Source organism: Mycetocola sp. Y171, assembly GCF_056713165.1.
On record NZ_JBWYGX010000002.1, the window covers coordinates 1101229 to 1124743 of the forward strand.

21 protein-coding genes are annotated in these 23515 nt (G+C 66.7%); 3 read left to right on the plus strand and 18 right to left on the minus strand.

Features of this window, described 5'->3' with window-relative positions; translation table 11 throughout:
• Positions 1–6: 6 nt before the first annotated feature.
• The 14 genes from AC1M2K_RS14955 to AC1M2K_RS15020 form a co-directional block, all read right to left on the minus strand.
• A complete protein-coding gene (locus tag AC1M2K_RS14955; RefSeq protein WP_480241548.1) occupies positions 7–714 on the minus strand; it encodes a YggS family pyridoxal phosphate-dependent enzyme in 708 nt (235 codons plus the stop codon).
• A 2-nt stretch (positions 715–716) separates the two neighbouring features.
• Entirely contained in the window at positions 717–1916 is a 1200-nt protein-coding gene (ftsZ, locus tag AC1M2K_RS14960) for a cell division protein FtsZ (protein WP_480236367.1), read from the minus strand.
• Positions 1917–2074: 158 nt separating this feature from the next.
• The gene (locus tag AC1M2K_RS14965; protein WP_480241549.1) at positions 2075–3019 is read right to left on the minus strand and encodes a cell division protein FtsQ/DivIB; all 945 of its coding nucleotides are present in this window, start codon (positions 3017–3019) and stop codon (positions 2075–2077) included.
• A gap of 3 nt (positions 3020–3022) precedes the next feature.
• Complete coding sequence (gene murC / locus AC1M2K_RS14970) at positions 3023–4420, minus strand: UDP-N-acetylmuramate--L-alanine ligase (protein WP_480241550.1); 1398 nt, start codon at positions 4418–4420, stop codon at positions 3023–3025.
• Between the two features lie 69 nt (positions 4421–4489).
• Positions 4490–5566: a UDP-N-acetylglucosamine--N-acetylmuramyl-(pentapeptide) pyrophosphoryl-undecaprenol N-acetylglucosamine transferase gene (locus AC1M2K_RS14975; RefSeq protein ID WP_480241551.1), complete on the minus strand. Its 1077-nt coding sequence runs from the start codon at positions 5564–5566 to the stop codon at positions 4490–4492.
• Complete coding sequence (ftsW, locus tag AC1M2K_RS14980) at positions 5563–6768, minus strand: putative lipid II flippase FtsW (protein WP_480236363.1); 1206 nt, start codon at positions 6766–6768, stop codon at positions 5563–5565. The genes AC1M2K_RS14975 and ftsW overlap by 4 nt, the downstream gene beginning before the upstream one ends.
• Positions 6737–8254 carry a UDP-N-acetylmuramoyl-L-alanine--D-glutamate ligase gene (murD, locus tag AC1M2K_RS14985; RefSeq protein WP_480241552.1) on the minus strand — a complete coding sequence of 506 codons (1518 nt, stop codon included), beginning with the start codon at positions 8252–8254 and terminating at the stop codon, positions 6737–6739. The genes ftsW and murD overlap by 32 nt, the downstream gene beginning before the upstream one ends.
• Positions 8255–8258: 4 nt before the next feature.
• Positions 8259–9353 (minus strand): phospho-N-acetylmuramoyl-pentapeptide-transferase, encoded by a 1095-nt coding sequence (gene mraY, locus AC1M2K_RS14990; protein ID WP_480236361.1) that lies wholly within the window; start codon positions 9351–9353, stop codon positions 8259–8261.
• Positions 9347–10762, minus strand: coding sequence for a UDP-N-acetylmuramoyl-tripeptide--D-alanyl-D-alanine ligase (locus AC1M2K_RS14995; RefSeq protein ID WP_480241553.1), 1416 nt, complete (start codon positions 10760–10762; stop codon positions 9347–9349). The genes mraY and AC1M2K_RS14995 overlap by 7 nt, the downstream gene beginning before the upstream one ends.
• 71 nt (positions 10763–10833) lie before the next feature.
• Complete coding sequence (locus tag AC1M2K_RS15000) at positions 10834–12618, minus strand: peptidoglycan D,D-transpeptidase FtsI family protein (protein ID WP_480241554.1); 1785 nt, start codon at positions 12616–12618, stop codon at positions 10834–10836.
• Between the two features lie 42 nt (positions 12619–12660).
• Entirely contained in the window at positions 12661–13248 is a 588-nt protein-coding gene (gene ftsL / locus AC1M2K_RS15005) for a cell division protein FtsL (protein ID WP_480236358.1), read from the minus strand.
• On the minus strand, positions 13245–14201 hold the full coding sequence (gene rsmH, locus AC1M2K_RS15010) for a 16S rRNA (cytosine(1402)-N(4))-methyltransferase RsmH (protein ID WP_480241749.1): 957 nt from the start codon (positions 14199–14201) through the stop codon (positions 13245–13247). Before rsmH ends, ftsL begins: the two co-directional genes overlap by 4 nt.
• A gap of 103 nt (positions 14202–14304) precedes the next feature.
• On the minus strand, positions 14305–14736 hold the full coding sequence (gene mraZ, locus AC1M2K_RS15015) for a division/cell wall cluster transcriptional repressor MraZ (protein WP_480236357.1): 432 nt from the start codon (positions 14734–14736) through the stop codon (positions 14305–14307).
• A gap of 329 nt (positions 14737–15065) precedes the next feature.
• A complete protein-coding gene (locus AC1M2K_RS15020; RefSeq protein ID WP_480236356.1) occupies positions 15066–15449 on the minus strand; it encodes a DUF3040 domain-containing protein in 384 nt (127 codons plus the stop codon).
• A gap of 78 nt (positions 15450–15527) precedes the next feature.
• Here AC1M2K_RS15020 and AC1M2K_RS15025 point away from each other — a divergent pair, with 78 nt between their 5' ends.
• Entirely contained in the window at positions 15528–16622 is a 1095-nt protein-coding gene (locus AC1M2K_RS15025) for a polyprenyl synthetase family protein (protein ID WP_480241555.1), read from the plus strand.
• Positions 16623–16650: 28 nt separating this feature from the next.
• On the opposite strand, the gene AC1M2K_RS15030 is transcribed toward AC1M2K_RS15025, so the two are convergent.
• On the minus strand, positions 16651–16995 hold the full coding sequence (locus AC1M2K_RS15030) for an Rv2175c family DNA-binding protein (RefSeq protein WP_480241556.1): 345 nt from the start codon (positions 16993–16995) through the stop codon (positions 16651–16653).
• Between the two features lie 150 nt (positions 16996–17145).
• Here AC1M2K_RS15030 and AC1M2K_RS15035 point away from each other — a divergent pair, with 150 nt between their 5' ends.
• Entirely contained in the window at positions 17146–18225 is a 1080-nt protein-coding gene (locus tag AC1M2K_RS15035; RefSeq protein WP_480241557.1) for a LysM peptidoglycan-binding domain-containing protein, read from the plus strand.
• A 120-nt stretch (positions 18226–18345) separates the two neighbouring features.
• Complete coding sequence (gene pknB, locus AC1M2K_RS15040) at positions 18346–20286, plus strand: Stk1 family PASTA domain-containing Ser/Thr kinase (RefSeq protein ID WP_480241558.1); 1941 nt, start codon at positions 18346–18348, stop codon at positions 20284–20286.
• 57 nt (positions 20287–20343) lie between these two features.
• Here pknB and AC1M2K_RS15045 read toward each other — a convergent pair whose 3' ends face one another.
• From AC1M2K_RS15045 to AC1M2K_RS15055, 3 genes are all read right to left on the minus strand, one after another.
• On the minus strand, positions 20344–21669 hold the full coding sequence (locus AC1M2K_RS15045) for a class II 3-deoxy-7-phosphoheptulonate synthase (RefSeq protein WP_480237335.1): 1326 nt from the start codon (positions 21667–21669) through the stop codon (positions 20344–20346).
• Between the two features lie 105 nt (positions 21670–21774).
• Entirely contained in the window at positions 21775–22464 is a 690-nt protein-coding gene (locus AC1M2K_RS15050) for a lysophospholipid acyltransferase family protein (RefSeq protein ID WP_480236351.1), read from the minus strand.
• Between the two features lie 17 nt (positions 22465–22481).
• A complete protein-coding gene (locus tag AC1M2K_RS15055) occupies positions 22482–23447 on the minus strand; it encodes an ROK family glucokinase (RefSeq protein ID WP_480241559.1) in 966 nt (321 codons plus the stop codon).
• Positions 23448–23515 lie beyond the last annotated feature (68 nt).

The window sequence follows — 23515 nt, forward strand, 5'->3', positions numbered from 1 at the left end:
ATGAGATTAACCGGGTGACGGCCGGTTACCCGTGATTGCGGTCCCAATCCGAAGGTGTGTCGCGCCTTCGGCGATGGCTTCGCGGAAGTCGTGGGACATTCCGGCTGAGATCCTGTCTGCGGCCGGGTCGAGCGCGCGGACGCGGTCGGACATTCCACGCAACCGCGCGAATGCGGCGAGCGGCTCCTCCCCGAGTGGCGCGACGGCCATGACGCCCAGGAGACGAAGCGCCGGAGTGGCGAGCACGCTTTCGACAAGCGGCTCGAGCTCGACGGGCGCCACGCCACCGCGGCCGGGATCGGTCGTGAGGTTCACCTGCACGAAGCAGTCCAGTGGTGCCGCCCGTGGCGCGCTGAGGGCGTCGACAAGCGCCTGCCTGTCTATCGAATGCACCACGTCGGCGTATGCGGCCACCTGGCGAGCCTTCTTCGACTGCAGCTGCCCGACGAAATGCCAGGTCAGATCGTGGAGATCGGCGAGGTCAGCCGCCTTGGCCGCTGCCTCCTGGTGCCGGTTCTCCCCTACGTCGAGGACCCCGAGCCGGTGCAGGTCCCTGATCAGACCGACCGGATGGAACTTCGTCACGACGATCGTCGTGATCCCGGTCGCGTCCCTGCCCGCGTCTGACGCGGCATCCGCAACGGCGGCACGGATACGCGCCAGGCGCCCGGCCAGCGAAAGCTGGTCGAGCGCCTGTTCGTCGTCGTTCGGCATCCCTACTTGAGGAAGTCGGGGATATCGAGTTCGTCCTCGTCAGCGAATGCCGGGTCGGCCGTCACCGGAGGGGTCGCGAGGGATTCCTCCGTGACCTTCCAGGTCTGAGCCGTCTCGGTCAGCACCGCGCCGCCTGCGGCTGTGTCGCTGCCGCCGACAGCAGCGGCTGTCGCAGCGGCGGCCGGGGCGCTGGTCTGGATGCCGCCTGAGCTGATCACGGCGTCGCGAGCCGATTCACCCTGGCGCGACGGCGGCTCTCCACCGTCGAAGCCGGCGGCGATGACGGTGACCCTGACCTCGTCACCCAGGGTGTCGTCGATGACGGCACCGAAGATGATGTTGGCTTCGGGGTGGACGGCTTCCTGCACGAGTCTGGCCGCGTCGTTGATCTCGAAGATTCCGAGGTTCGACCCGCCCTGGATCGAGAGCAGCACACCGTGGGCACCCTCGATGCTTGCCTCGAGCAGCGGTGAGGCGACAGCGAGCTCGGCGGCCTTGATGGCACGGTCGGCGCCTCGGGAGGACCCGATGCCCATGAGGGCGGAGCCGGCTCCCTGCATGACGCTCTTCACGTCGGCGAAGTCGAGGTTGATCAATCCGGGCGTCGTGATGAGGTCCGTGATGCCCTGGACACCGGCGAGCAGCACCTGGTCGGCGGTGGAGAACGCCTCGAGCATGCTGATGCCGCGGTCGCTGATCTCCAGAAGGCGGTCGTTCGGCACGACGATGAGGGTGTCGACCTCTTCCTTGAGCTTGGCGACGCCGAGCTCGGCCTGCGCCTGACGGCGACGGCCTTCGAAGCCGAAGGGCTTGGTCACCACACCGATGGTGAGTGCGCCGATGGACTTGGCGATCCTGGCGACGACGGGGGCACCACCTGTGCCGGTTCCTCCACCCTCACCCGCTGTGACGAAGACCATGTCGGCACCGGCGAGTGCCTCTTCGATCTCCTCGGCGTGGTCCTCGGCTGCGCGGCGGCCCACCTCGGGGTCCGCACCTGCTCCGAGGCCCCTGGTGATTTCGCGTCCGACGTCGAGCTTCACGTCGGCGTCGCTCATGAGCAGCGCCTGGGCGTCGGTGTTGATGGCGATGAACTCGACGCCGCGAAGGCCGAGTTCGATCATTCGATTGACGGCGTTGACGCCGCCGCCGCCAATGCCGACGACCTTGATCACGGCAAGGTAGTTCTGGTTTGTAGTCACGTCCGGCCTCCGGTGGAAAGAACCCTCAACCTCAGGTTAAGGTTTAAAGTTATGCTCAGTATGCATTTCTTGAACCTGACGTTATGCGCAGTCCCCGTCGCATGCGGGAGCGCACCCCGCGTGTCGCGAAGTCTGGGCTGAATTCGATCCGCTGGGAGCTAGCGAACGACGGCGACGCTCGGCGAGCTGACGTCGTACTCTTCGAAACCGGGCTGGGCCTTCATGAGCGCAGTGAGGGTGTAGGCCTTGAGCCCTGCCTCTTCCGCACTCCCCCAGACAACGGTGGTGTCGCTCTCCCGCAACGTGAACCGCACATCGTCGGTCGTCGTCGCGGTGACGGAATCCACCCTCGCGAACAAATCGTCTGGCAGTGCGCGCAGCACTTCGGCCGCCGGTGTGAAGCCGTCCGCCTCGATTCCCCCGTCGACCGCGATCAGCGGGAAGGTCGCGGGCCGGTTGGGCCCGGATTCGATGACCACCCCTGCCGCGTCGACGATCGTGAAGCCGTCTCCTGTCGCCACCGCGCCGACGGGAGTGCGTTCGACGAGGCGCACCACCAGCGTGCTCGGCGGACGCGCTTCGACCGAGTATGACTCGATGAGCGGATAGGTCACGAGGGCGGCCTTGATGGCGCTCTCGTCGACCATGGGGAAGGGCGAGCCGAGCTGTCCGGCGAGGTCGGCGACGATGGCGTCAGAACTCACCCGTTCGGCACCCTCGACCTGAATGGTCCTCACCGAGAGGATCGGAGTGTACGCGAGGGCGCAGGCGAGCAGCGCGAGCCCGACGACGCCGCCGACCACGATCAGCCAGGTTCGCCTGCGACGACGGGAGTGGGCGGTGAAGCGCTTGACCTCTGCACGCTCGACCCGCTTGCGCTGCTTGCGGGCCTCGCGGAGGCCCGGAGTGCGCACAGGGGAGGCGGGAGCAACGGTGAACGGGATCGGCGCGGTGAGTTCCGGCTCCTTCGCCGTCCGGTTCCTTTCCGCGGCGATCCGGTCGGCGTCGCCCGATCGCGCATGGCGCTCGGGGCGCTCTGGCTCGCTGGTGGTTGGCTCCGGTGTCGACGGTCGCTGCGGGGTGAACCCTGAGGGCCGTTTCATCGGTTAGTCCCTGGTGGCGCTGAGTGAGCCGAGCAGCTGGGGAACGATCCGGTAGACGTCACCGCAGCCGAGGGTGATCACATAGTCTCCAGGCTTCGCGATCGACGCCACGTAGTCCGCCGCCTGCTGCCAGTCGGAGATGAACGCGACCTTCGAGGCATCCGTGAACCGATCCGAGACCAGTGCACCCGTCACGCCCGGTTCCGGGTCCTCACGCGCGCCGTAGACGTCGAGCACGATGGTCTGGTCTGCGTGCGATTCCAGAGTCTCGGCGAATTCGCCTGCCATCAGGCGGGTACGGCTGTAGAGGTGCGGCTGGTGGACGGCGATGATTCGTCCATCGCCGACGACCGTCCGAGCTGCGGAGAGTGCCGCGGCGACCTCGGTCGGGTGGTGGGCGTAATCGTCGAACACGCTGACACCGTCGACGGTTCCGTGCAGCTCGAACCGTCGCTCCGTCCCGCCGAATTCGGCGATGGCCGCGAGCGACTCCGCCGCTCCGAACCCGAGCCCGACGAGCACGGCGAACGCACCGGCGGCGTTGATGGCATTGTGACGACCTGGAACGCGCAGGGTGGCGCCGTTGTCCTGCCCCTCGAAGCTCACGACGAACGACACAGGACCCTCCGTGGTGATCGAGTGGACCCGAACATCGGCGTCTGCGGCCTCACCGAACGTGACGACGCGCGGACCGTCGATCTTGGCGGTGACACGGACTGCCCCCGGGTCGTCTGAGGAGATGACGACGAGTTCGGATGCCTTCTGGGCGAAGGCTACGAAGGCGTCGTCGAACGCGTCGAGCGAGCCGTAGTGGTCGAGGTGGTCGGCGTCGACGTTGGTGATCAGCGCGACGGCGGTGTCGTACAGCAGGAAGGAGCCGTCGGATTCGTCCGCCTCGACGACGAACAGGTCACCCGTGCCCTGGGCGCTGGACACGCCGAGCGACTCGATCACGCCGCCGTTGACGAAGCTGGGGCTCTCGGACAGGCCGAGCAGTCCTGTGACGATCATGCCGGTGGACGTGGTCTTGCCGTGCGCGCCGGCGACGGCGACGAGCCGCTGTTTGTTGATCAACCAGGCGAGGGCCTGCGAGCGGTGCAGTACGGGAAGCCCGCGTTCCTGGGCGAGGACGTACTCGGGGTTGGTCGGCCAGAGGGCGCTCGTGACGACGAGGGTGTCTGCGTCGCCGACGTTTGCGGCGTCGTGACCGATGCTGATCGTCGCGCCGAGTTCCCGCAGCGCTTCGATGTTGGCGGAGTCGCGCACGTCTGACCCGGTGACGGTGTGCCCTGCGCCGAGGAACAGGCGGGCGATGCCGCTCATCCCGGACCCTCCGATCCCGACGAAGTGCACGGTGCCGAGGTCGTCAGGGATCTCGATGCTGAAGTCGGGTTTGATCACGCTGGGTGTCTCTCTGTTCTGTGTTGCTGGTTCCGCTGAATGTTCAGTTATAACGCACGTGGCTGAACGTCAGCGCGCTGCGATGGCTTCGTGGACGAGGTCGATCATTCTGGCCGACCCCTCGAGGGTGCCCATCAGCCGGGACTGGACGGCCATGTCCTGCACCCGCATCCGGTCGGTGAGGAGGGGAACGAGGGAGGACTCGATCCACTCGGGAGTGAATTTGGCGTCGAGCACGATCACGGCACCGCCCGCGTTGACCGCGTCTGCCGCGTTGTACCGCTGTTCGCCGTTCCCGACCGGGTACGGCACGTATGCTGCGGGGATGCCGAGGGCGGAGAGCTCAGACACGGTTGCTGCGCCTGCCCGCGAGACCGCGAAGTCCGCGACAGCGAGGGCGAGGTCCATCCGGTCGCAGTACGGCAGCATGACGTAGTGCGGTGTCCCAGGATCGGTGAGTTCGGAGCGGTCGCCGGTGACGTGGAGGATCTGGTACCCCGCATCGATGATCGCCTGCCTGGCGGCGAACACGGTCTCGTTCACGCGCCTGGCGCCGAGCGACCCCCCTGTGACGAGGAGCGTCCTGCGGTCCTCGGCCAGGCCGAAGAGTTCGCGGGCTTCAGGCCTGGCGGCGTCCCGGTCGAGACGTTCGATCTCCCGGCGCAGCGGCATCCCGACGAATCGGGAGTGACGGAGCCGTGTCCCGTGGAAGGCCACGCCGACGAACCGGGTGAAGCGGGCGCCGAGGCGGTTGCCGAGGCCCGGTTTCGCGTTGGCCTCGTGGACGACGAGCGGGATGCCTGCCCGGCGCGCGGCCAGGTAGGCGGGGGCTGCGGCGTATCCGCCGAATCCGACGACGACATCGACCTTGTGCTCGGCGATCATCGCGGTGATCTCGCGGACGGCGGCCGAGAACCGGGATCCGAAGCTCAGGGCCTTCCGGTTGATCCGGCGCGGGAAGGGCAGTTTGGCGATGGTGAGGAGGTCATACCCGCGGGCGGGCACGAGGCGCGCCTCGAGGCCTTCCTTCGTCCCGAGCACGTGCACCGTGGCATCCGGTTCGCGTTCTGTGATGGCGTCGGCGACGGCGAGCAGCGGGTTGACGTGCCCGGCTGTCCCTCCGCCTGCGAGGAGGTAGCAGGTCACGACCGGCTCCAATCGTCGGAGATCCGACGGGGGGCGGTCTGCTCCCTGGCGAACGAGAGCACGATTCCGATGGCGGCGAGCGAGGTCAAGAGAGCGGTTCCTCCTGCAGAGATGAACGGTAGGGGGACGCCGAGCACGGGGAGGAGTCTGAGGACGACTCCGATGTTCACGAAGGCCTGTCCGATGATCCAGACCATGATGGCGCCTGTGGCGATGCGGACGAATGGGTCGGTGCTCGAACGGATGACCCGGACGAACGCGACGGCGAGCAGGACGAACATCACCAGGACTACGACGGCCCCGATGAGGCCGAGTTCCTCGCCGATGATGGCGAAGATGTAGTCGTTGCTCGCTGCAGGCAGCCACGAGTACTTCTCACGGGAGTTGCCGAGTCCGAGACCGAACACTCCCCCGTTGGCCAGCGCCCATGTGCCGTGCAGCGGCTGCCAGCAGAGGTTCTCGTAGTCGAGGCATTCCTCGTCGAGGAACGTCATGATCCGTGCCATCCGGTTGGGGCTGATGACGGCCATGACGAAGAAGAGCAGAAGCCCGCCGAGCACGGGGACGGCGAGGAAGCGGAGCCTGACGTTGGCGAAGAACATCGCCCCGATGACGATGCCGGCCATGATGACGACTGTTCCGAGGTCGTGACCGGCGAGGACGAGCCCGAGAGAGAGCACCGCGATGGGGACGACAGGGATGAGTGCGTGCTTCCAGTCGGCCAGGAGGTGCATCTTCCTGCCGAGGACGGCACCGAGCCAGAGGGCGAGGGCGAGCTTGAGCAGCTCGGACGGCTGACCGCTGATCGGGCCGACCGCGATCCAGTTGCGGTTACCGCCTTCGGCGATGCCGAGCGGAGTGAAGACGAGCAGCTGCAGCACGAGCGCGCCAGCCAGGGCAAGCCAGGCCCAGCGCTTCCAGAACCGCACGGGGACCCTGCTGATGACGAGCATCATCGGGATGCCGACGACGGCGTACGTGGCCTGTTTCCAGAACCCGCCGAAGAATCCTTTGTTGTCGAGGAACGAGTCGACTGAGGACGATGACAGCACCATCACGAGTCCGACTGCGACGAGGAAGAGCGTCGTGCCGAGCACGAGCATGTAGTTGCGTGACTGGGCGGTCAGCACGCGGCCGAGTGAGATGCGGGAGGAGGTTGCGCCGTCGTCGCTACGCGGGCGGCTGGTCGTCGGGGCGCTCATCGTTCAACCCTCCCCATCGTCGCTGCACGGCCTCGGTGAATCGTCTGCCCCGTTCGGCGTAATCCGCGAACTGGTCCATGGATGCCGCGGCCGGAGCCAGGAGGACGACATCGCCGGATGCAGCCAGTGCTGACGCCAGTTCGACGGCCTCCGTCATGACGTCTTCAGTGTCATCCGCCTGCACCTCGAAGACCGGGACCTCAGGGGCGTGTCGCTGGAATGCGGCGCGGACGGCGACACGGTCGATGCCGATGATCACGGCGCCGCGAAGCCTGTCGGCGTGCCGGGAGACCAGCTCGCCGACGTCGACCCCTTTGAGCAGCCCTCCGAGGATCCAGACGACAGAGGGGTACGCGCGCAGGGAGGCATCCGCCGCGTGCGGGTTCGTGGCCTTGGAGTCGTTGACCCAGCCGACGCCGCCTGCGGTGAGGACGAGCTGGATGCGGTGCGCATCGAGGGCGAAGCCGAGGAGTGCCTGGCGGATGTCGGCAGGTGTCACGCCGAAGGACCGCGCGAGGGCGGCGGCCGCGAGGATGTTGGCGACGATGTGCGGGGCGGCGAGCCCGACACCGGTGAGCTCGTCGATCGTCGTCAGTTCGAGTGCAGAGGTGAACCGCTCCTCGAGGAAGGCACGGTCGACGAGGATGCCTTCGACGATGCCGAGATCGCTCGGTCCGGGGACGCCGAGCCCGAAGCCGATGGCGCGGGCACCCTCCTCGACGTCTGCTCGCCTGACCATTTCCTCGGTCACCGCGTCTGACCGGTTGTAGACGCAGGCCACCCGCGTGCGGGAGTACACCTCGGCCTTGGCGTCGATGTATGCCTCGAGCGAGCCGTGCCAGTCGAGGTGGTCGTCTGCGATGTTGAGGCACACGCTCGAGAATGGGGTGACCTTGTCAGGACCGGCCTGCCCGCCGAGGTAGTGCAACTGGTAACTCGACAGCTCGACCACGAGCACGTCGAATCCCTGGGGGTCCCGGATGGCGTCGAGGACGGGCACACCGATGTTGCCGCACGGCGCGACGCGGAGGCCGGACTCGGCGAGCATGGCTGCCGTGAGCTGCACGGTCGTGGTCTTGCCGTTGGTCCCTGTGACGAGGATCCACTCGGCCGGGGTACCGACCTTGTCGCGAACCCGCCAGGCGAGCTCGACGTCGCCCCAGACCGGGATACCGGCGTCTCTGGCCCAGCCGAGGATCGGATGGGTGGGCACGAAACCGGGCGACACCACGAGCACATCCGGGCGGTGGTCGATGAGCTCTGCAGGGGCTTCGGCGAGGTCGCTCTGCACCAGCCTGGCGCCGATCACGTCCACGAGACCTGCGTGGTCGTCCCCGGCCACCGAGGCGACCACGAGGACGTCTGCGCCGAGCTCAGCGAGGGTGTCTGCGACCGAGAATCCGGTCACGCCGAGGCCGAGGACTCCCACGCGGAGTCCCGTCCAATCGGCGTGCCAGCTGGTCAGGGTGTCCAGTCGGTTCGTCATGGTGCTATCTCAGGATCCATTCGAGGTAGAAGGTTCCCACTCCGGCGGCCACGAGGAGGCCCCCGACGATCCAGAACCGGACGACGACAGTGATCTCGGCCCAGCCCTTGAGCTCGAAGTGGTGGTGGATGGGGCTCATCCGGAAGATACGCTTGCCGCGGGTGATCTTGAAGTACGCACGCTGGACGATCACCGAGCCGGTCTCGATGACGAACAGGCCACCGATCAGGAGGAGGAGCAGTTCGGTGCGGGTGAGGATCGCGAGAGCGGCGAGGGCACCACCGAGGGCGAGCGAACCGGTGTCACCGAGGAAGATCGACGCCGGCGACGTGTTCCACCAGAGGAAGCCGATGAGCGAACCGCAGATCGCGGCTGCGACGATCGCCAGCGCCAGAGGATCGCGGACTTCGTAGCACTTGTACGCCACCTCCTCGGCGAGGGCGGATCCGAAGCAGGACTGGTTGTACTGCCAGAACCCGATGACGATGTACGACCCGATCGCCAGGATGGACGCACCGGTGGCGAGCCCGTCGAGTCCGTCGGTGACGTTGACTCCGTTCGAGGTCGCCGTGACGATGAAGCTCGTCCACAACAGGTACAGGACGACGCCGATGACCGGGCCGAGGATCAGGAAGTCGAGGGGCAGATCGCGGGTCAGCGAGATCGCGGTCGACGCAGGGGTGATGGACTCAGGGCTTGGGAAGCTGATGGCGAGGATGCCGAAGCTCACCGCGACGACGACCTGCCCGAAGATCTTCGCCCAGCCGCCGAGCCCGAGGCTCCGCTGTTTACGCGTCTTGGTGAAGTCGTCGATGAAGCCGACGATGCCGAGCCCGACCATCATGAACAGCACGAGCAGCGCAGACACGCTGATCGCGTCACCGGTGATGAGCATCGCCGTGAAGAATCCGAACAGGGTGGCCGCGATGATGACGATCCCGCCCATCGTCGCCGTTCCGCGCTTCGCGTGGTGGGACTTCGGTCCGTCGTCGCGGATGAACTGGCCCCACTCGAGCTTCTTGAACAGGCGCACGAAGAGCGGGGTGAGGAAGAGCGAGAAGGCCATCGCGAGGGCGCCGGCCGTGAGAAGTGCTACCACGAGAACAGTTCTCCTAATCGGTCGCCCAGGAATCGCAGTTTCGCAGAGTTGGAGGATTTCACGAGCACCGTGTCCCCCGGGGTGAGCTCTGCAGCGAGATAGTCGTAGGCCGCATCCATATCGCCAAAGTACACGCTCTCGCCGTCCCACGAGCCTTCGTTGATGGCGCTGATGTGCATCCGGCGGGCCTCGGCACCCACGACGACGAGGCGGGAGATGTTGAGACGGACGAGCTGGAGCCCGATGCGATCGTGTTCCTCGCCGGAATACTCACCGAGTTCGCTCATCGCCCCGAGGACGGCGATGGTCCGCTTTCCCGGCTCCGCGATCTGCGCGAGTGTCTTGATGGCGGCCGACATCGAGTCGGGGCTGGCGTTGTACGCGTCGTTGATGATCGTGACGTCGTCGCGCCCGCCGAGGACTTCCATCCTCCAGCGCTCGGCCCTGGTGAGGGTTTCGAGCGCAGCTGCTGCACGAACGAGAGGGACGCCGAGGGTGTGTGCGACGGCGATCGCGGCAAGCGCGTTCATCACGTGATGCTCGCCGAGGACGCGAAGCCGGATCTGAACCGGATCCTCCCCCGGCACCTGCGCGGTGAACGTCGTTCCCGTCCTGGACCCGGACACCAGGGTCGCACGGACGTCTGCGGCGTCCTCCTGGCCGAAGCGAAGCACCCTGGCGCGGGTCTTGTCCGCCATCGACTCGACCCGGAGGTCGTCGGAGTTGAGGACGGCGACGGCGCCGTCGGCGAGATCCGTCACCATTTCGGTCTTCGCCCGCAGCGTCGACTCGATCCCGCCGAAACCGCCGGCGTGGGCAAGCCCGACTTTGAGGACGACACCGATGTCAGGCTTCGCCATGGCGACGAGCCTGGCGATGTCGCCGATGCCGCTTGCCCCCATTTCGACGATGAGGAACCTGGTCGACTCCGTCGCCCTGAGCATGGTCGTCGGGGCCCCGACGGCGTTGTTGAAGGAGCGGATCGGCGCCACCGTCTCGCCCTCGGCGGAGAGGATGGCTTCGAGCATGTTCTTGGTGGTCGTCTTGCCGTTGGATCCGGTGATCCCGATGACCGTGAGGTCGCCTGCGGCACGCACGCGTTCCACGACGAATCGGGCGAGCTCGCCCAGCGCCGTCACGGCATCCTCGACGACGATCTGCGCGACGGCGTCGTCGACCGGGTGCTCGACGACGGCGAGGGCTGCACCTCGTTCGACGGCAGCTCCGACGAAGAGGTGTCCGTCGGTGTCGTCGCCGCGCTTGGCCACGAAGACGCCTCCAGGCACGATCTCGCGGGAGTCGGTCTCGACGGGGCCACTGACGACGGTGTCGCCTGAGGCGTCGGTTCCCGAGGGGTGGATGCTACCGGACAGCCGGTCGGCGATCTCGGACAGGGTCAAACGAATCATGAAAAAATGTCTTTCCGGCACGACGGGGTCTGTGCGGCCTGCGCGAGTGTGAATGGTCCCGCGCGCATGGGTTAGTAGGTGCCCGGGTAGTCCGCGCCTGGGGTGGACGACGGCGGGATGCCGTACTTCTTGATCACCTGGAGGACGGCCTCTTTGAACACGGGTGCCGCTGCGGCGCTCGAGCGCTTGTAGAGCGGATCCTTGAGTGTCACGGTCACCACGTACTCGGGGTCGTCTGCCGGAAATGCTCCGGCCATCGATGAGAAGAACGTGTCTTGAAGTATACCGGCGATGATCTGCTCACCCGTTCCGGACTTCGCTGCGACCCGGTAGCCGGGGATCTCGAGCTGTTCGGACCAGAACCCCTCGGTCACGACGGTCTCCATCATCCCGAGGGTCTCCAGGGCGGCTTTCTCGGACACGATCCGCACGGGTTCGGGGGTTTCTGGCACCTCGGTGACGGTGCCGTCGGGATACGTGCAGCCCTCGATCAGCTGGAGCGGGAGCTTCTCACCCTTGTTCGCGAGTGCCTGGTAGGCGCCGGCGAGTTCGATGCCGGTGACGTCGACACCCTGGCCGAACATGGTGGTGTAGTAAGTCTGGTTGTCCCACTCCTGCCACGGGTGCAGCGTGCCCTGCTGCTCCCCCGGGAAACCGATGACACTCTTGTGGCCGATCCCGAAGGCGTCGAGATAGTCGTACCGCTTCTCGGGGCTGAGCTTCTCGCCGAGCTGGCTGGTGCCCGTGTTCGACGAGGTCTGGAGTACCCCGGCGAGGGTCAGCTGCTGGCGTTCGTGCGGCAGGGCATCCTTGATGCTTGCCCCGTTCTCCGGGTGGTATCGGTAGTCGGCGACGACCTGGGACGCAGGGGTGGCGAGGCCGGCGTCGATGAGGGATGCCGCCGTGAGCGGCTTGAACACCGAGCCCGGTTCGAACCGGTTCTGGAACACGTACGACCGGCGACCGTCCGCCGGCGTCGCCGAGATGTCGTTGGGGTCGAGGGACGGGGCCTCGGCGATGGCACGGATCTTGCCGGTCTTCGCCTCTGTGACCGTGATGGTCCCCCACTGCGCGCCCTGTGCCTGGACCTGCGAGGCGACGAGCTGCTGGAGGTACCAGTTCAGGTCGCTGTCGATGGTGAGCTTCAGCTCTCCACCCGGCTTGGCCTCCTTGGTGACGACCGTCGTCCCCGGCAGCGCGACGTTGTCCTTGCTGCGCTGGAAGGCCTGCTGGCCGTTCTCACCGGTGAGGCAGGAGTCCTGGGCGATCTCCAGACCGCCGAGCCCGCTGTTGTCGCTGCCGACGTAGCCGAGGATGCTCCCGGCGACGGCACCGTTCGGATAGGTCCTCCCCGAGGTCTGCTGGGTGTAGATCCACCACGTGCCCTGCTTCTTCAGCTCGTTCAGCGCCTGGTAGGTCTCGTAGTCGACCCCGCGGGCGAGGTAGGCGAAGTTCGCCGAGGCATCCTGCGCCAGGGCGTCGTCCACGACCGCCTGGAGGTCAGCGGCCTTCTGACCGGTGATGGCGGCGACTTCGGCGAGGGCGTCAGCGACAGGCACGGTGATCTTGTCACCGTTCTCGTCCGTGCGGCTGACGTCGTCGACGTCTTTCGGTGAGATGGTGACGTCGAACAGGGTGACGCTGCCGGCGAGCAGGACGCCGTTGGTGTCGACGATGTTGCCCCGAGGCGCGTAGATCGTGCCTGCGCCGCTCGTCTTCGACAGGGAGGCCGTGACGAGCTGGTTGGCCCTGACGACCTGGATGTCGACGAGGCGGACCACGAAGGCACCGACGATCACGACGACACAGAGGATCGCGACGGTCACCCGCCGTCGTGTCGAAAGTGAGTGCTTCACCACGCGTCGTCCTTTGAACCGTGACATCCGGGAATCAGGCGCCTAGCGGGTCTGGGGCGCGGGAATGCCGTTTTCCAACGATATGGGCGCGACCGGCTCGTCGCCGGTTGCCACGCCCGTGTTCCCGGCATCCGGTTCCACGCTCGCACCAGGAACGGTCACCAGTGGTACGCCGTCGATCCGCGAGTTGGCGACGAGGGTCGAAGCCCCGACCGGGATCTCGGTCTGAGCAGTGGCCGCCGCAGGGACGCCGATGACCGCGCCGTCAGACAAGCGCAGGTAGGCAGGGGTGCCGTTGATGACCATGCCGAGTGCCTGAGCGTTCGCGGCGATGTACTGGGGTGACGACACCTCGAGGAGGTCGTCTGACACCGACTGCTGCTGCCAGCCGAGCGTGGTCTGCTCGCGCTGGAGCGACGAGATCTCGTAGGCGCCCTGACTCAGGCCGACGCTGAGGAGCAGCTGCACGACGACCATGACGAGGACACCGGAGACCGCGACGACGGCGTATGCCAGCTTCGGTCGGGCCTTGCGTGCTGCTGTCGCCGGGACGGCGCGGACCGGTCGGGGCGCGTGTTCCCGTGGAGCGGGTGCGAACGCCAGGTGGTCGTGAACTGCTGTCGCGCTCATGTGTTCCTCAACTTCAGTCGTTCAGCCGCGCGCAGCCGGACGGGTGTTGCGCGCGGGTTCCGTGCCTTTTCAGCGTCTGTGGCCAGCTCGGCTCCCCTGACGAGGAGCTTGAAGCGGGCGGAGTGTTCGGGCAGTTCGACGGGCAGGTCGGCCGGTGAGGTCGACGCCGCAGCGGCCTGCAGGTCGCGCTTGACGATGCGGTCCTCGAGCGACTGGTAGGAGAGCACGACGATGCGGCCGCCCACCTCGAGCGTGTCGAGGGCAGCGGGGACGGCCGTCCTGAGCACGCTGAGCTCGGTGTTCACTTCGATCCGGAGAGCCTGGAAGACCCGCTTCGCCGGGTGTCCTGCTCGTGAGACGGCTGCAGGGGTGGCTTCCTGCAGCAGCTGGACGAGCTGGCCGGACCTGGTGATCGGTTCGACCGCACGTGCCTCGATGATCTTGCGGGCGTACCTGCCGGCCAGTTTCTCCTCGCCGTAGTCCTCGAAGATGCGACGGAGGTCGCCTTCGCGGTACGTGGCGAGGATGTGTGCAGCCGTCAGCTCGCTCGTCGCGTCCATTCGCATGTCGAGCGGAGCGTCCTGTGAGTAGGAGAAGCCACGGTCGACGCGGTCGAGCTGGAGGGATGAGACACCGAGGTCGAACAGGATTCCGCTGGTCTCAGCGATCCCGAGGCCGTCGAGTGCCTCGCGGATGCCGTCGTAGACCGTGTGCACGGGGTGGAACCGTCCGGTGAATCGCTTGAGCCGCTCCTCGGCGATCGCCAGGGCGTCGAGGTCGCGATCAAGGCCGACGAGGACGAGATCGGGGAAGCGCTCGAGGAACGCCTCGGCGTGGCCGCCCATTCCGAGGGTGGCGTCGACGAGGACGGCGCCCGGGCGGCCGATGGCCGGGCCGAGCAGCTCGATGCAACGGTCGAGCATGACGGGGGTGTGGATGTTGTCGAGTTCCATGATGTGTCCGGAGAGGCCGTGTGGCCTGATCCCCATCCATTCCGACCTGGCACCGGGGAAGTGTGTCAGGGCGCGTGAACGGCTGGGAGTCAGGTCACAGGGACTAGAAGAGTCCGGGGATCACCTCCTCGGCGGTGTCTGAGAATGCGGCTTCCTGTTCGGCCAGGTAGGTCTCCCACGCTTCGGTGTCCCAGATCTCGGCACGGGAACCGGCGCCGATCACCGTGAGGTCACGGCTGAGGCCGGCGTAGCTGCGGAGAGTGGAGGGGACGGTGACCCTGTGCTGCTTGTCGGGGGTCTCAGCACTTGCTCCGGAGAGGAAGACGCGGAGGTAGTCGCGGGCCTGCTTGCTCGTCACAGGAGCCTGGCGGATCTTCTCGTGGAGGGACTCGAACTCCCGGGTGCTGAACACGTAGACGCAGTGTTCCTGGCCGCGGGTCATCACCACTCCCCCTGCGAGTTCGTCACGGAATTTGGCCGGCAGGATGATGCGGCCTTTTTCGTCGAGCTTGGGGGCGTACGTGCCAAGAAACATCGCAACGTCCCCCCTCTCGTTCCGGCCAACCTTCAGGTGTTCTCCACTTTACTCCACTTTGCACCACAATTCCACGAATATCAGGGAAAATCGGCAAATTGAGCGCCTTGTCCCCCGGAATGGCGGCGCAGAGAAGGGTGGAGGGAAATGGAGCAGCTGGGAAGGAAATTGGGCGTGAAGCGGCGCAACCGAACGAAGGCGGACATCACGGCATCCCTGGCGGGAGTTTCCGGGCACAAAAAAAGGGCCGACCATGTGGTCGACCCTGTGTGCGTGGTGCGGGGTGGGTGGGAAGTGGAGTTCGGTGGGGTGGAAAGTGGAGGATCCGCCTAGCGGTCGTCCTGGCGCTTGTCCCAGCGGTTGTTCATCCGGTCCATGAACGTCGTGGACCCCTTGGTCGAACTCTGGGCGGAGGCAGGGAAGCTTTCGCGATCGCCCGAGGCGTCTGCGCTCACCTTGCCCGGGGTGATGGCGACCATCACGCCGGCGAGCATGACACCGAATCCGACGATGCCGACGACGGGCGCCTGGAGGACGACTCCGAGGACGAGGGCGATCGCACCGACGATGGTGATGACGCTTCCGAGCGCGATGCTTCGATAGGTGGGGCGACCCCGCCGGTCTCCGACAGTCGACACGAAGTCGGCGTCGTTGCGGTAGAGGTTGCGCTCCATCTCATCGAGAAGCCGTTGCTCCTGTTCAGACAGTGGCATGATGTTCCCCTCCAACTCGGGTGCGACGCAGGTCCATCGCTGCAATTCTAGCCATGCTCAGATGGCTAGGCTAGCGCTGTGAGTGAAACCGTCAACCTCAACGATCTGGTCCAGTCGCGGATCGACATTTTCCTGACGTCGCAGGAGTCCATTCTCGCTCAGGTCGGATCGGACCTCGCCCCGTTTTCCCTGTTCTCTCGGGAGTTTCTCAGCGGTGGCAAGAGGTTCAGGGCGAGCTTCTGCTACTGGGGCTGGAACAGCGTTTCCGGCGCATCGGTTTCGTCGGAGGACGCACTCGGATCGATCGTCTCCGTGGCCGGCTCCCTCGAGATCTTCCACGCCGCGGCGCTCGTCCATGACGACATCATCGACAACTCGGACACGCGACGCGGTGCGCCTGCCGCTCACAAGCGATTCGAAACCCTGCATGGCGTCCAGGGCTGGGCAGGCAACGGTGACCAGTACGGCCGGGCGGCAGCCATCCTGTTCGGCGACCTCCTCCTCGGCTGGAGCGACGAGCTGCTCGACGAGGGCCTCTCCGACTGCTCGCCCGAGGTGGCACGCGCCACGCGATCCGAATTCGTCCGCATGCGCTCGGAGGTGACGGCCGGACAGTACCTCGACATCCTCGAGGAGCGGGCGTGGCGGACCCACGGCGAGGACGAACAGCTGGCCCGTGCCACCCAGGTCCTCATCTACAAGTCCGCGAAGTACTCGATCGAGAGCCCGCTGGCGATAGGCGCCCTGCTCGGCGGAGGCACCGATGAGCAGGTGGCCGCACTGCGCGCCTTCGGCCTGCCCCTCGGCATCGCCTTCCAGCTGCGCGACGACCTCCTCGGCGTGTTCGGGGACGCGGCAGTGACGGGGAAGCCCAGCGGCGACGACCTCCTCGAAGGCAAGCGCACGGTCCTGGTGGCCCTGACCCGGGCGGCACTGCCGCCGACCGCTCGCCGGATCTTCGATGAGCTCCTCGGCGATCCGGACCTCACCCCTGAGCAGATCTCCTCGCTTCAGGCGACCATCAGGGATTCAGGAGCGGTCGACAAGGTGGAGGCGATGATCGCCGAGAACGTCGCCGCCGCCGGCGCCGCCCTGGACGGGGCGCCGCTGTCCGACGAGGCGATCGCCCGCCTGCACACGATGGCGGATGCCGTCACCCGGCGCACGTACTAGGCGAGACGCGCAACCGGTCGGACGTCGATCAGGCCAGGGCCTGCGCGACGCGGCGGACCTCGGCCTTCCGGCCGGCCCTCAACGCGTCGATCGGAGCGGCACCGAGGCTTTCCTCGGTGCTGAGCATCCACTCCATGGCCTCGTCATCGGTGAACCGCGCGTCGGCGAGCACGAAGAGGGTCCCGCGCAACTCGCTCAGCGGCAGGTCCTCCTCGTCGAGGAAGTCGGCGGGGACGCTGAGGACACCGTCGATCTTCACCGCGAGGAGCTGACGCTCCTCCACGAGGCGCCGGATCCTGCTGGGGGTCAGGCCGAGCTTCTCGACCAGGTCGGGGATGGTCAGCCACTGTCGTTCTGCATACACATGTGTCACGGTACGAGTGTGACACGTCGACTCGGCCGGGCGGACCCAGCGCATTGTTTCGGTTGTGTTACGCCAAACCTCATTAGTCACAGTGATTGACTCCCGCCGCGCCTGTATGGCACCCTGAGGGTCGAATGTCACACGAATGGGGGCCATTAAATGGCGCAACGAACACCGACCTCACGGCCAGCGGTCGACGTGCGCCAGCGTGCGCGCAACCTGACGCTTCCGATCATCCTCAGCGGCTCCCTCGCCGCGAGCATGCAGATCGCCCTGCCGTCTGAAGCGATCGCCTCGCCCCACGCGTCGAAGCCCAGGTCGAGCGCGCCCAGCCCTGCCCCGAAGCCCCAGGCCGTCGCACCCGCCGCGGTTCAGGCTCCCCCGGCCCAATACACGGTGGCTTCTGGCGACACCGTCTCGACCATCGCGTCCCGGTTCGGCCTCGCCACGGCATCCGTCCTCGCCCTCAACGGCCTCGGCTGGTCCAGCCTGATCTTCCCTGGCCAGGTCCTCAAACTCACCGGCGCGACCGCGACGCCGGCTCCACCCGCGGCGAAAACCGCACCGGCCCCCGCGCCGGCACCCGGGCCATCGACGAGTTACACCGTCGTCTCAGGCGACACCGTGAGCGGCATCGCCGGATCACACGGCGTGAGCATCTCGGCCATCTTCGCGGCCAACGGCCTCGGCTCGGCCAGCATCATCTACCCCGGCCAGTCCCTGGTGATTCCCGCTGCCGGTGCGCATGCAACTCCGAAGGCGGCCGCCCCCGTCTCGCCGCCTGCGGCGGCGCCGGTTCCGACCCCGCACGCGTCGGCCGGGGCTGTGACGCCGCTCAGTAGTGAGATGGCCGCGAACGCCCTCATCATCGTTCAGACCGCCAGGAGCCTGGGGGTGAGCGACGCCGGAATCGTGATCGCCCTCGCGGCTGCCGCACAGGAGTCCAGCCTGCGCAACGTGCAGTTCGGTGATCGGGATTCACTCGGACTGTTCCAGCAGCGACCGAGTCAGGGCTGGGGAACACCGGCTCAGGTGCTCGACCCTGTCAGGGCGACCAAGGCCTTCTTCGGCGGCTCGTCCAACCCGAACACAGGCCTGACGATCGGGCTGCTCGATATCCCGGGCTGGACCTCGATGTCTGTCACCGCAGCGGCGCAGGCCGTCCAGAAATCTGCTCACCCTGACGCCTATGCGAAGTGGGAGACGTCGGCGCGCGCCTGGCTCAGCCAGCTGGGTTGACCGCGCCGGTGACGGCGCCCGCGTGACTTTCTCACGATCCGGTCACGAATCTCGCGCCATTGCGGGCTCCGCCGGTGTTTTGTCAGCGTTCGACGCACGCCGCTCCATACAATTCAAAGCGTGACCACCAGCCAGCAGACCGACCCCATGATCGGTCGTCTCATCGACGACCGTTATGAGGTGCGATCGCGGATCGCGCGCGGCGGGATGGCAACGGTCTACCTGGCCACCGACCGTCGTCTCGAACGCCGCGTCGCCATCAAGGTCATGCACGGGCATCTCGCCGACGACAGCAACTTCCGGAACCGTTTCGTCCAGGAGGCCAGGTCGGCAGCACGCCTGGCCGATCCGCACGTGGTCAGTGTGTTCGACCAGGGACAGGACTCCGACCTCGCCTACCTCGTGATGGAGTACCTGCCTGGGATCACCCTCCGCGACCTCCTCCGCGACCACGGCAAGCTGACCCCACGCCAGGTGGTCGACATCATGGACGCCGTCACCAGCGGCCTCGCGGCCGCACACCGCGCCGGCATCATCCACCGTGACCTCAAACCAGAGAACGTGCTCCTCGCCGACGACGGCCGAATCAAGATCAGCGACTTCGGGCTGGCCCGCGCGGCCAGCGCGAACACCGCGACCGGGCAGTCGCTCCTCGGCACGATCGCGTACCTCTCCCCCGAGCTCGTCACCCGCGGCGTCGCAGACGCCAGGAGCGACATCTACGCACTCGGCATCATGATGTACGAGATGCTCACCGGAGAACAGCCTTACAAGGGCGAACAGCCGATGCAGATCGCCTACCAGCACGCCAACGAGTCGGTGCCCCGGCCGAGCGTCGTCACCCCATCGGTGCCAGACCCGCTCGACGATCTCGTGCTGTGGGCCACCGAACGGTCGCCAGACGAGCGCCCCAGCGACGCCAGGGAACTCCTCGAACGCCTCCGGGAGGTGGAGAAGCAGCTCGGTTTCGGTGGCGCTGCGACCGCCCACCACCCGACCATGCTCATGCCGGCGGCCGCGCCGATCAGCGACACCGCCGAGTTCACCCAGGCCCTCACCTCCGCGAACATGTCGACGGACCCCGTCGCCCCGCTCGACGCGGTCGGCGCACTGCGCACGAAGACGGCGAAGCGCCGGGCGAAGGGCTGGTGGATCCTCACCCTCGTGCTTCTGCTCGCCGCCGTGTCAGGGGGCACCGGTTGGTATTTCGGCGCCGGTCCCGGCTCCCAGGTGCTCATCCCGAGCCTCGTCGGCCAGACCCCGGAAGAGGCGACGGAGACGCTCACCGACCTCGGTCTGAAAGTGGTCGAGGGCGAGGAGAACAGTTTCGACGTCGCCGCAGGGCTGGTGTCGAGCACCGACCCGGCGTCAGGCACCCAGGTCGGCAAGGACAGCACGGTCACGATCAACATCTCCCTCGGCCGGCAGGAGGTCCAGGTGCCTGCCCTCGCCGGCATGGCCAGGACGGATGCCGAGACCTTCCTCGCCGACAACAGGCTCACGCTTGGCGCTGTGGACGAACAGTTCAACGCCGACGTCGCGGCCGGTGCCGTGATCTCGGCCACTGACCCGGCCAGCGGTGCGGACTACTCGGCAGGCGGAACCATCCTCCAGGGTGAGACGGTCGACCTCGTCGTCTCGGCGGGCGCGGTACCCGACGTGGTCGGGCTCTCCCCCGATGCTGCACGGACGGCACTGACCGAGAGCGGCCTCGTCGTCGCCGAGGACGTCGCCGAAGCGTTCAGCGACACCATCGACAAGGGCCTCGTCATTTCTGCGAAGCTCCCAGAGGGCACCCTCCGGCCGACGGACACCGTCAGCCTCGTCGTTTCCAAGGGTGTCGACCTCGTCGACGTGCCCGACGTCATCGACGACAACGTGGCCGCCGCGAAGAAACTGCTCGAAGAAGCGGGCTTCGTCGTCGAGGTGGTCAGCGACATCGCCGAACCGAACTGGGGCAGCCCGCTGCTGACCGTCGACGCCACCGACCCGGTCGCAGGCACGTCACTCAAGCGCGGATCGACCGTGACGATCACGGCGTACCTGTTCGAAGCCCCGTAACCCGAGGCATACGACGAAGGCGCCGGGGCTCGGCCCCTGCGCCTTCGTCTGTCGGTCCTACTTGCCGAGTTCCTCTGCAACGAGGAACGCCAGTTCGAGCGACTGCATGTGGTTGAGACGCGGGTCGCACAGCGATTCGTACCTCGTCGCGAGCGACGCCTCGTCCAGTTGCTCGGATCCGCCGAGGCACTCGGTGACGTCGTCCCCCGTGAGCTCCACGTGGATGCCGCCCGGGTGCGTTCCCGCTGCGCGGTGCGCCTCGAAGAAGCCCTTGACCTCGTCGACGACATCATCGAACCGGCGGGTCTTGTACCCGTTCGGCGTCGTGATCCCGTTTCCGTGCATCGGATCGGTCACCCAGAGCGGGTTCGCCTCTGACGCCTTGATGGCTTCGAGGAGCGGCGGAAGCGCGTCGCGGATCTTGCCTGCGCCCATGCGGGTGATGAACGTGAGCCGCCCCGGTTCGCGATCGGGGTCGAGCTTCTCGATGAGATCCTGCATGTCCTGGGCGGAGGTCGACGGGCCGAGCTTCACACCGATCGGGTTGCGTACCCTGGAGAGGAAGTCCACGTGTGCTCCGTCGAGGTCGCGCGTGCGCTCCCCGATCCAGATGAAGTGCGATGACGTGTTGTACGGCGTCCCTGTGCGGGAATCGATCCGCGTCATCGGCCGCTCGTAGTCCATCAGCAGCGCCTCGTGAGCCGTGTAGAACTCGACCCGCTTGAGCTCGTCGAAGTCGGCGCCTGCTGCCTCCATGAAACGGATGGCCTTGTCGATCTCGCGAGCAAGCTGCTCGTAGCGGTGGTTCGCCGGGTTCGACGCGAAACCCTTGTTCCAGCTGTGCACCTGGCGCAGGTCGGCGAATCCGCCCTGCGTGAACGCGCGGATCAGGTTGAGCGTCGACGCTGCCGTGTGGTACCCCTGCACGAGCCGGTTCGGGTCTGCACGGCGGGACTCAGGGGTGAAGTCGTAGCCGTTGACGATGTCGCCACGGTACGCGGGAAGGGTGACGTCCCCGCGAGTCTCGGTGTCGCTCGATCGCGGCTTGGCGAACTGCCCGGCCATCCGGCCCATCTTGATGACAGGCATGGACGCGCCGTAGGTGAGGACGACGGCCATCTGCAGGAGGGTCTTCACCCGATTGCGGATCTGGTCGGCAGTCGCACCCGCGAAGGTCTCGGCGCAGTCGCCTCCCTGGAGCAGGAAGGCGTCACCGCTGGCCGCACGGGCCAGTCGTTCACGGAGGATGTCGACCTCGCCGGCGAAGACGAGGGGAGGGAACGAGGCGATCTGCGCGCTGGCGCGACCGACGGCATCCGAATCGGGCCAGTCAGGCTGCTGCTTGATCGGCAGTTCACGCCAATAGTCCAACCCGGCAATCACAGAATCATCTGCCAATACCACCGGATCAGTTGGATCTACCACGGAACGCTTCCTGTTTCTCTTCGTGAGGGGATTCGAGCCGCGATGCAGCCCGATTTTTCAACCCTACCGCGAAAGAGTTGGCGCCTTTTCCTTCACGCTCGTGGCGTACACGTCGACGTATTCCTGCTTGCTGAGCCGCTGCATTTCGTACATCAGCTCATCCGTGATCGAGCGCAGAATGAAGCGATCACCCTCCATCCCCTCGAACCGGCTGAAGTCGAGCGGCTCGCCGATGATGATCCCGATCCTGCGGATCCGAGGGAGCCTCCTGCCGATCGGCATCATCTTCTCCGTGTCGATCATCGCGATCGGGACGATGGGGACTCCGGCCTCGAGGACCATCCTGGCCACCCCGGTCCTGCCCCTGTACATCTTGCCGTCCGGGCTCCGCGTGCCCTCCGGATAGATCCCGAGGAGGTCGCCGCCACCGAGGACGCGCAAACCCGTGTTCAGGGATGCCTCTGACGCCTTGCCCCCCGAGCGGTCGATCGGCAACTGGCCCGTCGCCTTCATGAACACCCGCGTCACCCAGCCCTTGAGGCCCTTGCCGGTGAAGTACTCGCTCTTCGCCAGGAAGGAGATCCGGCGGTCGAGGTAGAGGGGCAGGAAGACCGAGTCGATGACCGAGAGGTGGTTCGACGCCATGATCACGCCACCCGTGCGCGGGACGTTCTCCTGGCCGATCACCCAGGGCCGGAACACGGACTTCAGCAGCGGCCCCGCCACCAGGTACTTCATGAACCAATAGAACATCGTTGTCCCAGTATCCTCTATGCGCTGTTCGCGGGGGCGGAGCGACGGGCGGCGACCCGCGCGAGATCGGCCGCACCGACGACACCGGCGTCGTTGACGAGTTCTGCGATGCGGAACTCCGGTTCGGGATGGTATCCCCTCGCAGGCAGGTGATCGAGGTAGGCGTGGCGGATCGGCTCGAGGATCAGTTCCCCGACCTGCGCCACTCCACCGCCGAACACGAACAGCTGGGGGTCGAGGACGGCTCCGAGCGAAGCACAACCCTGGCCGAGCCAGTTGCCGAGCTGGCGCACGGCGGCGAGTGCACCGCCGTCACCGGCGCTGATCAGGTCGGAGACATCGTGTCCGGCGAGGACGCCGGTGACCGCACGCCGTTCGGCGAGAGCCTGGCCGATGCCGCCGGCATCCGCCAACTCGTTCGCCATCCGCAACAGCGCGCGCCCTGATCCGTACTGCTCGAGGCAGCCGTGCTGGCCGCAGCCGCACGGGAGGCCATCAGGGACGAGGCGCAGGTGGCCGAGTTCGGCGCCTGCTCCGAAGCCGCCTCGGAAAAGGCGGTCCTCGGTGACGATCGCACCGCCGACCCCCGTGCCGATCGTGAGCATGACCATATCGCTGTACAGGCGTCCGGCGCCGTATCGGAACTCGGCCCAGCCTGCGGCGTTGGCATCGTTCTCGATGACGATCGGCAGGTCGATGCGAGCGGACAGCCGCGCCTGGAACGGCTCGTTACGCCAGTTGATGTTCGGTGCGTAATAGACGGTCGACTGGGCGGCGTCGATGAACCCTGCGGCTGCCACCCCGACACCCTCGACCTCGCGACCGGATGCCAGACGGGCCACCATCTCGACGACGGCGTCCTCGATCAGCTGGGTCGGGCCGGCCGGAGTCGGAACGCGTGCATCGGCGACGATGACACCGTCATCGTCGACCAGGGCGCCGGCGATCTTGGTCCCGCCGATGTCGATGCCAATGGCGTGCACGCGAAAAACCTCCAGGGCCGGGGTCGGGGTGAATTGTCGAAAGCCACAACAACGATCCTCGCGGCCCG

Bases quoted from the DNA above. Each gene is read 5' to 3' on its own strand.
- AC1M2K_RS14955 (WP_480241548.1), bottom strand. From the start codon at position 714: ATGCCGAACGACGACGAACAGGCGCTCGACCAGCTTTCGCTGGCCGGG.
- AC1M2K_RS14965 (WP_480241549.1), bottom strand. From the start codon at position 3,019: ATGAAACGGCCCTCAGGGTTCACCCCGCAGCGACCGTCGACACCGGAG.
- ftsW (WP_480236363.1), bottom strand. From the start codon at position 6,768: ATGAGCGCCCCGACGACCAGCCGCCCGCGTAGCGACGACGGCGCAACC.
- murD (WP_480241552.1), bottom strand. From the start codon at position 8,254: ATGACGAACCGACTGGACACCCTGACCAGCTGGCACGCCGATTGGACG.
- AC1M2K_RS14995 (WP_480241553.1), bottom strand. From the start codon at position 10,762: ATGATTCGTTTGACCCTGTCCGAGATCGCCGACCGGCTGTCCGGTAGC.
- ftsL (WP_480236358.1), bottom strand. From the start codon at position 13,248: ATGAGCGCGACAGCAGTTCACGACCACCTGGCGTTCGCACCCGCTCCA.
- rsmH (WP_480241749.1), bottom strand. From the start codon at position 14,201: ATGGAACTCGACAACATCCACACCCCCGTCATGCTCGACCGTTGCATC.
- mraZ (WP_480236357.1), bottom strand. From the start codon at position 14,736: ATGTTTCTTGGCACGTACGCCCCCAAGCTCGACGAAAAAGGCCGCATC.
- AC1M2K_RS15020 (WP_480236356.1), bottom strand. From the start codon at position 15,449: ATGCCACTGTCTGAACAGGAGCAACGGCTTCTCGATGAGATGGAGCGC.
- AC1M2K_RS15035 (WP_480241557.1), top strand. From the start codon at position 17,146: ATGGCGCAACGAACACCGACCTCACGGCCAGCGGTCGACGTGCGCCAG.
- AC1M2K_RS15050 (WP_480236351.1), bottom strand. From the start codon at position 22,464: ATGTTCTATTGGTTCATGAAGTACCTGGTGGCGGGGCCGCTGCTGAAG.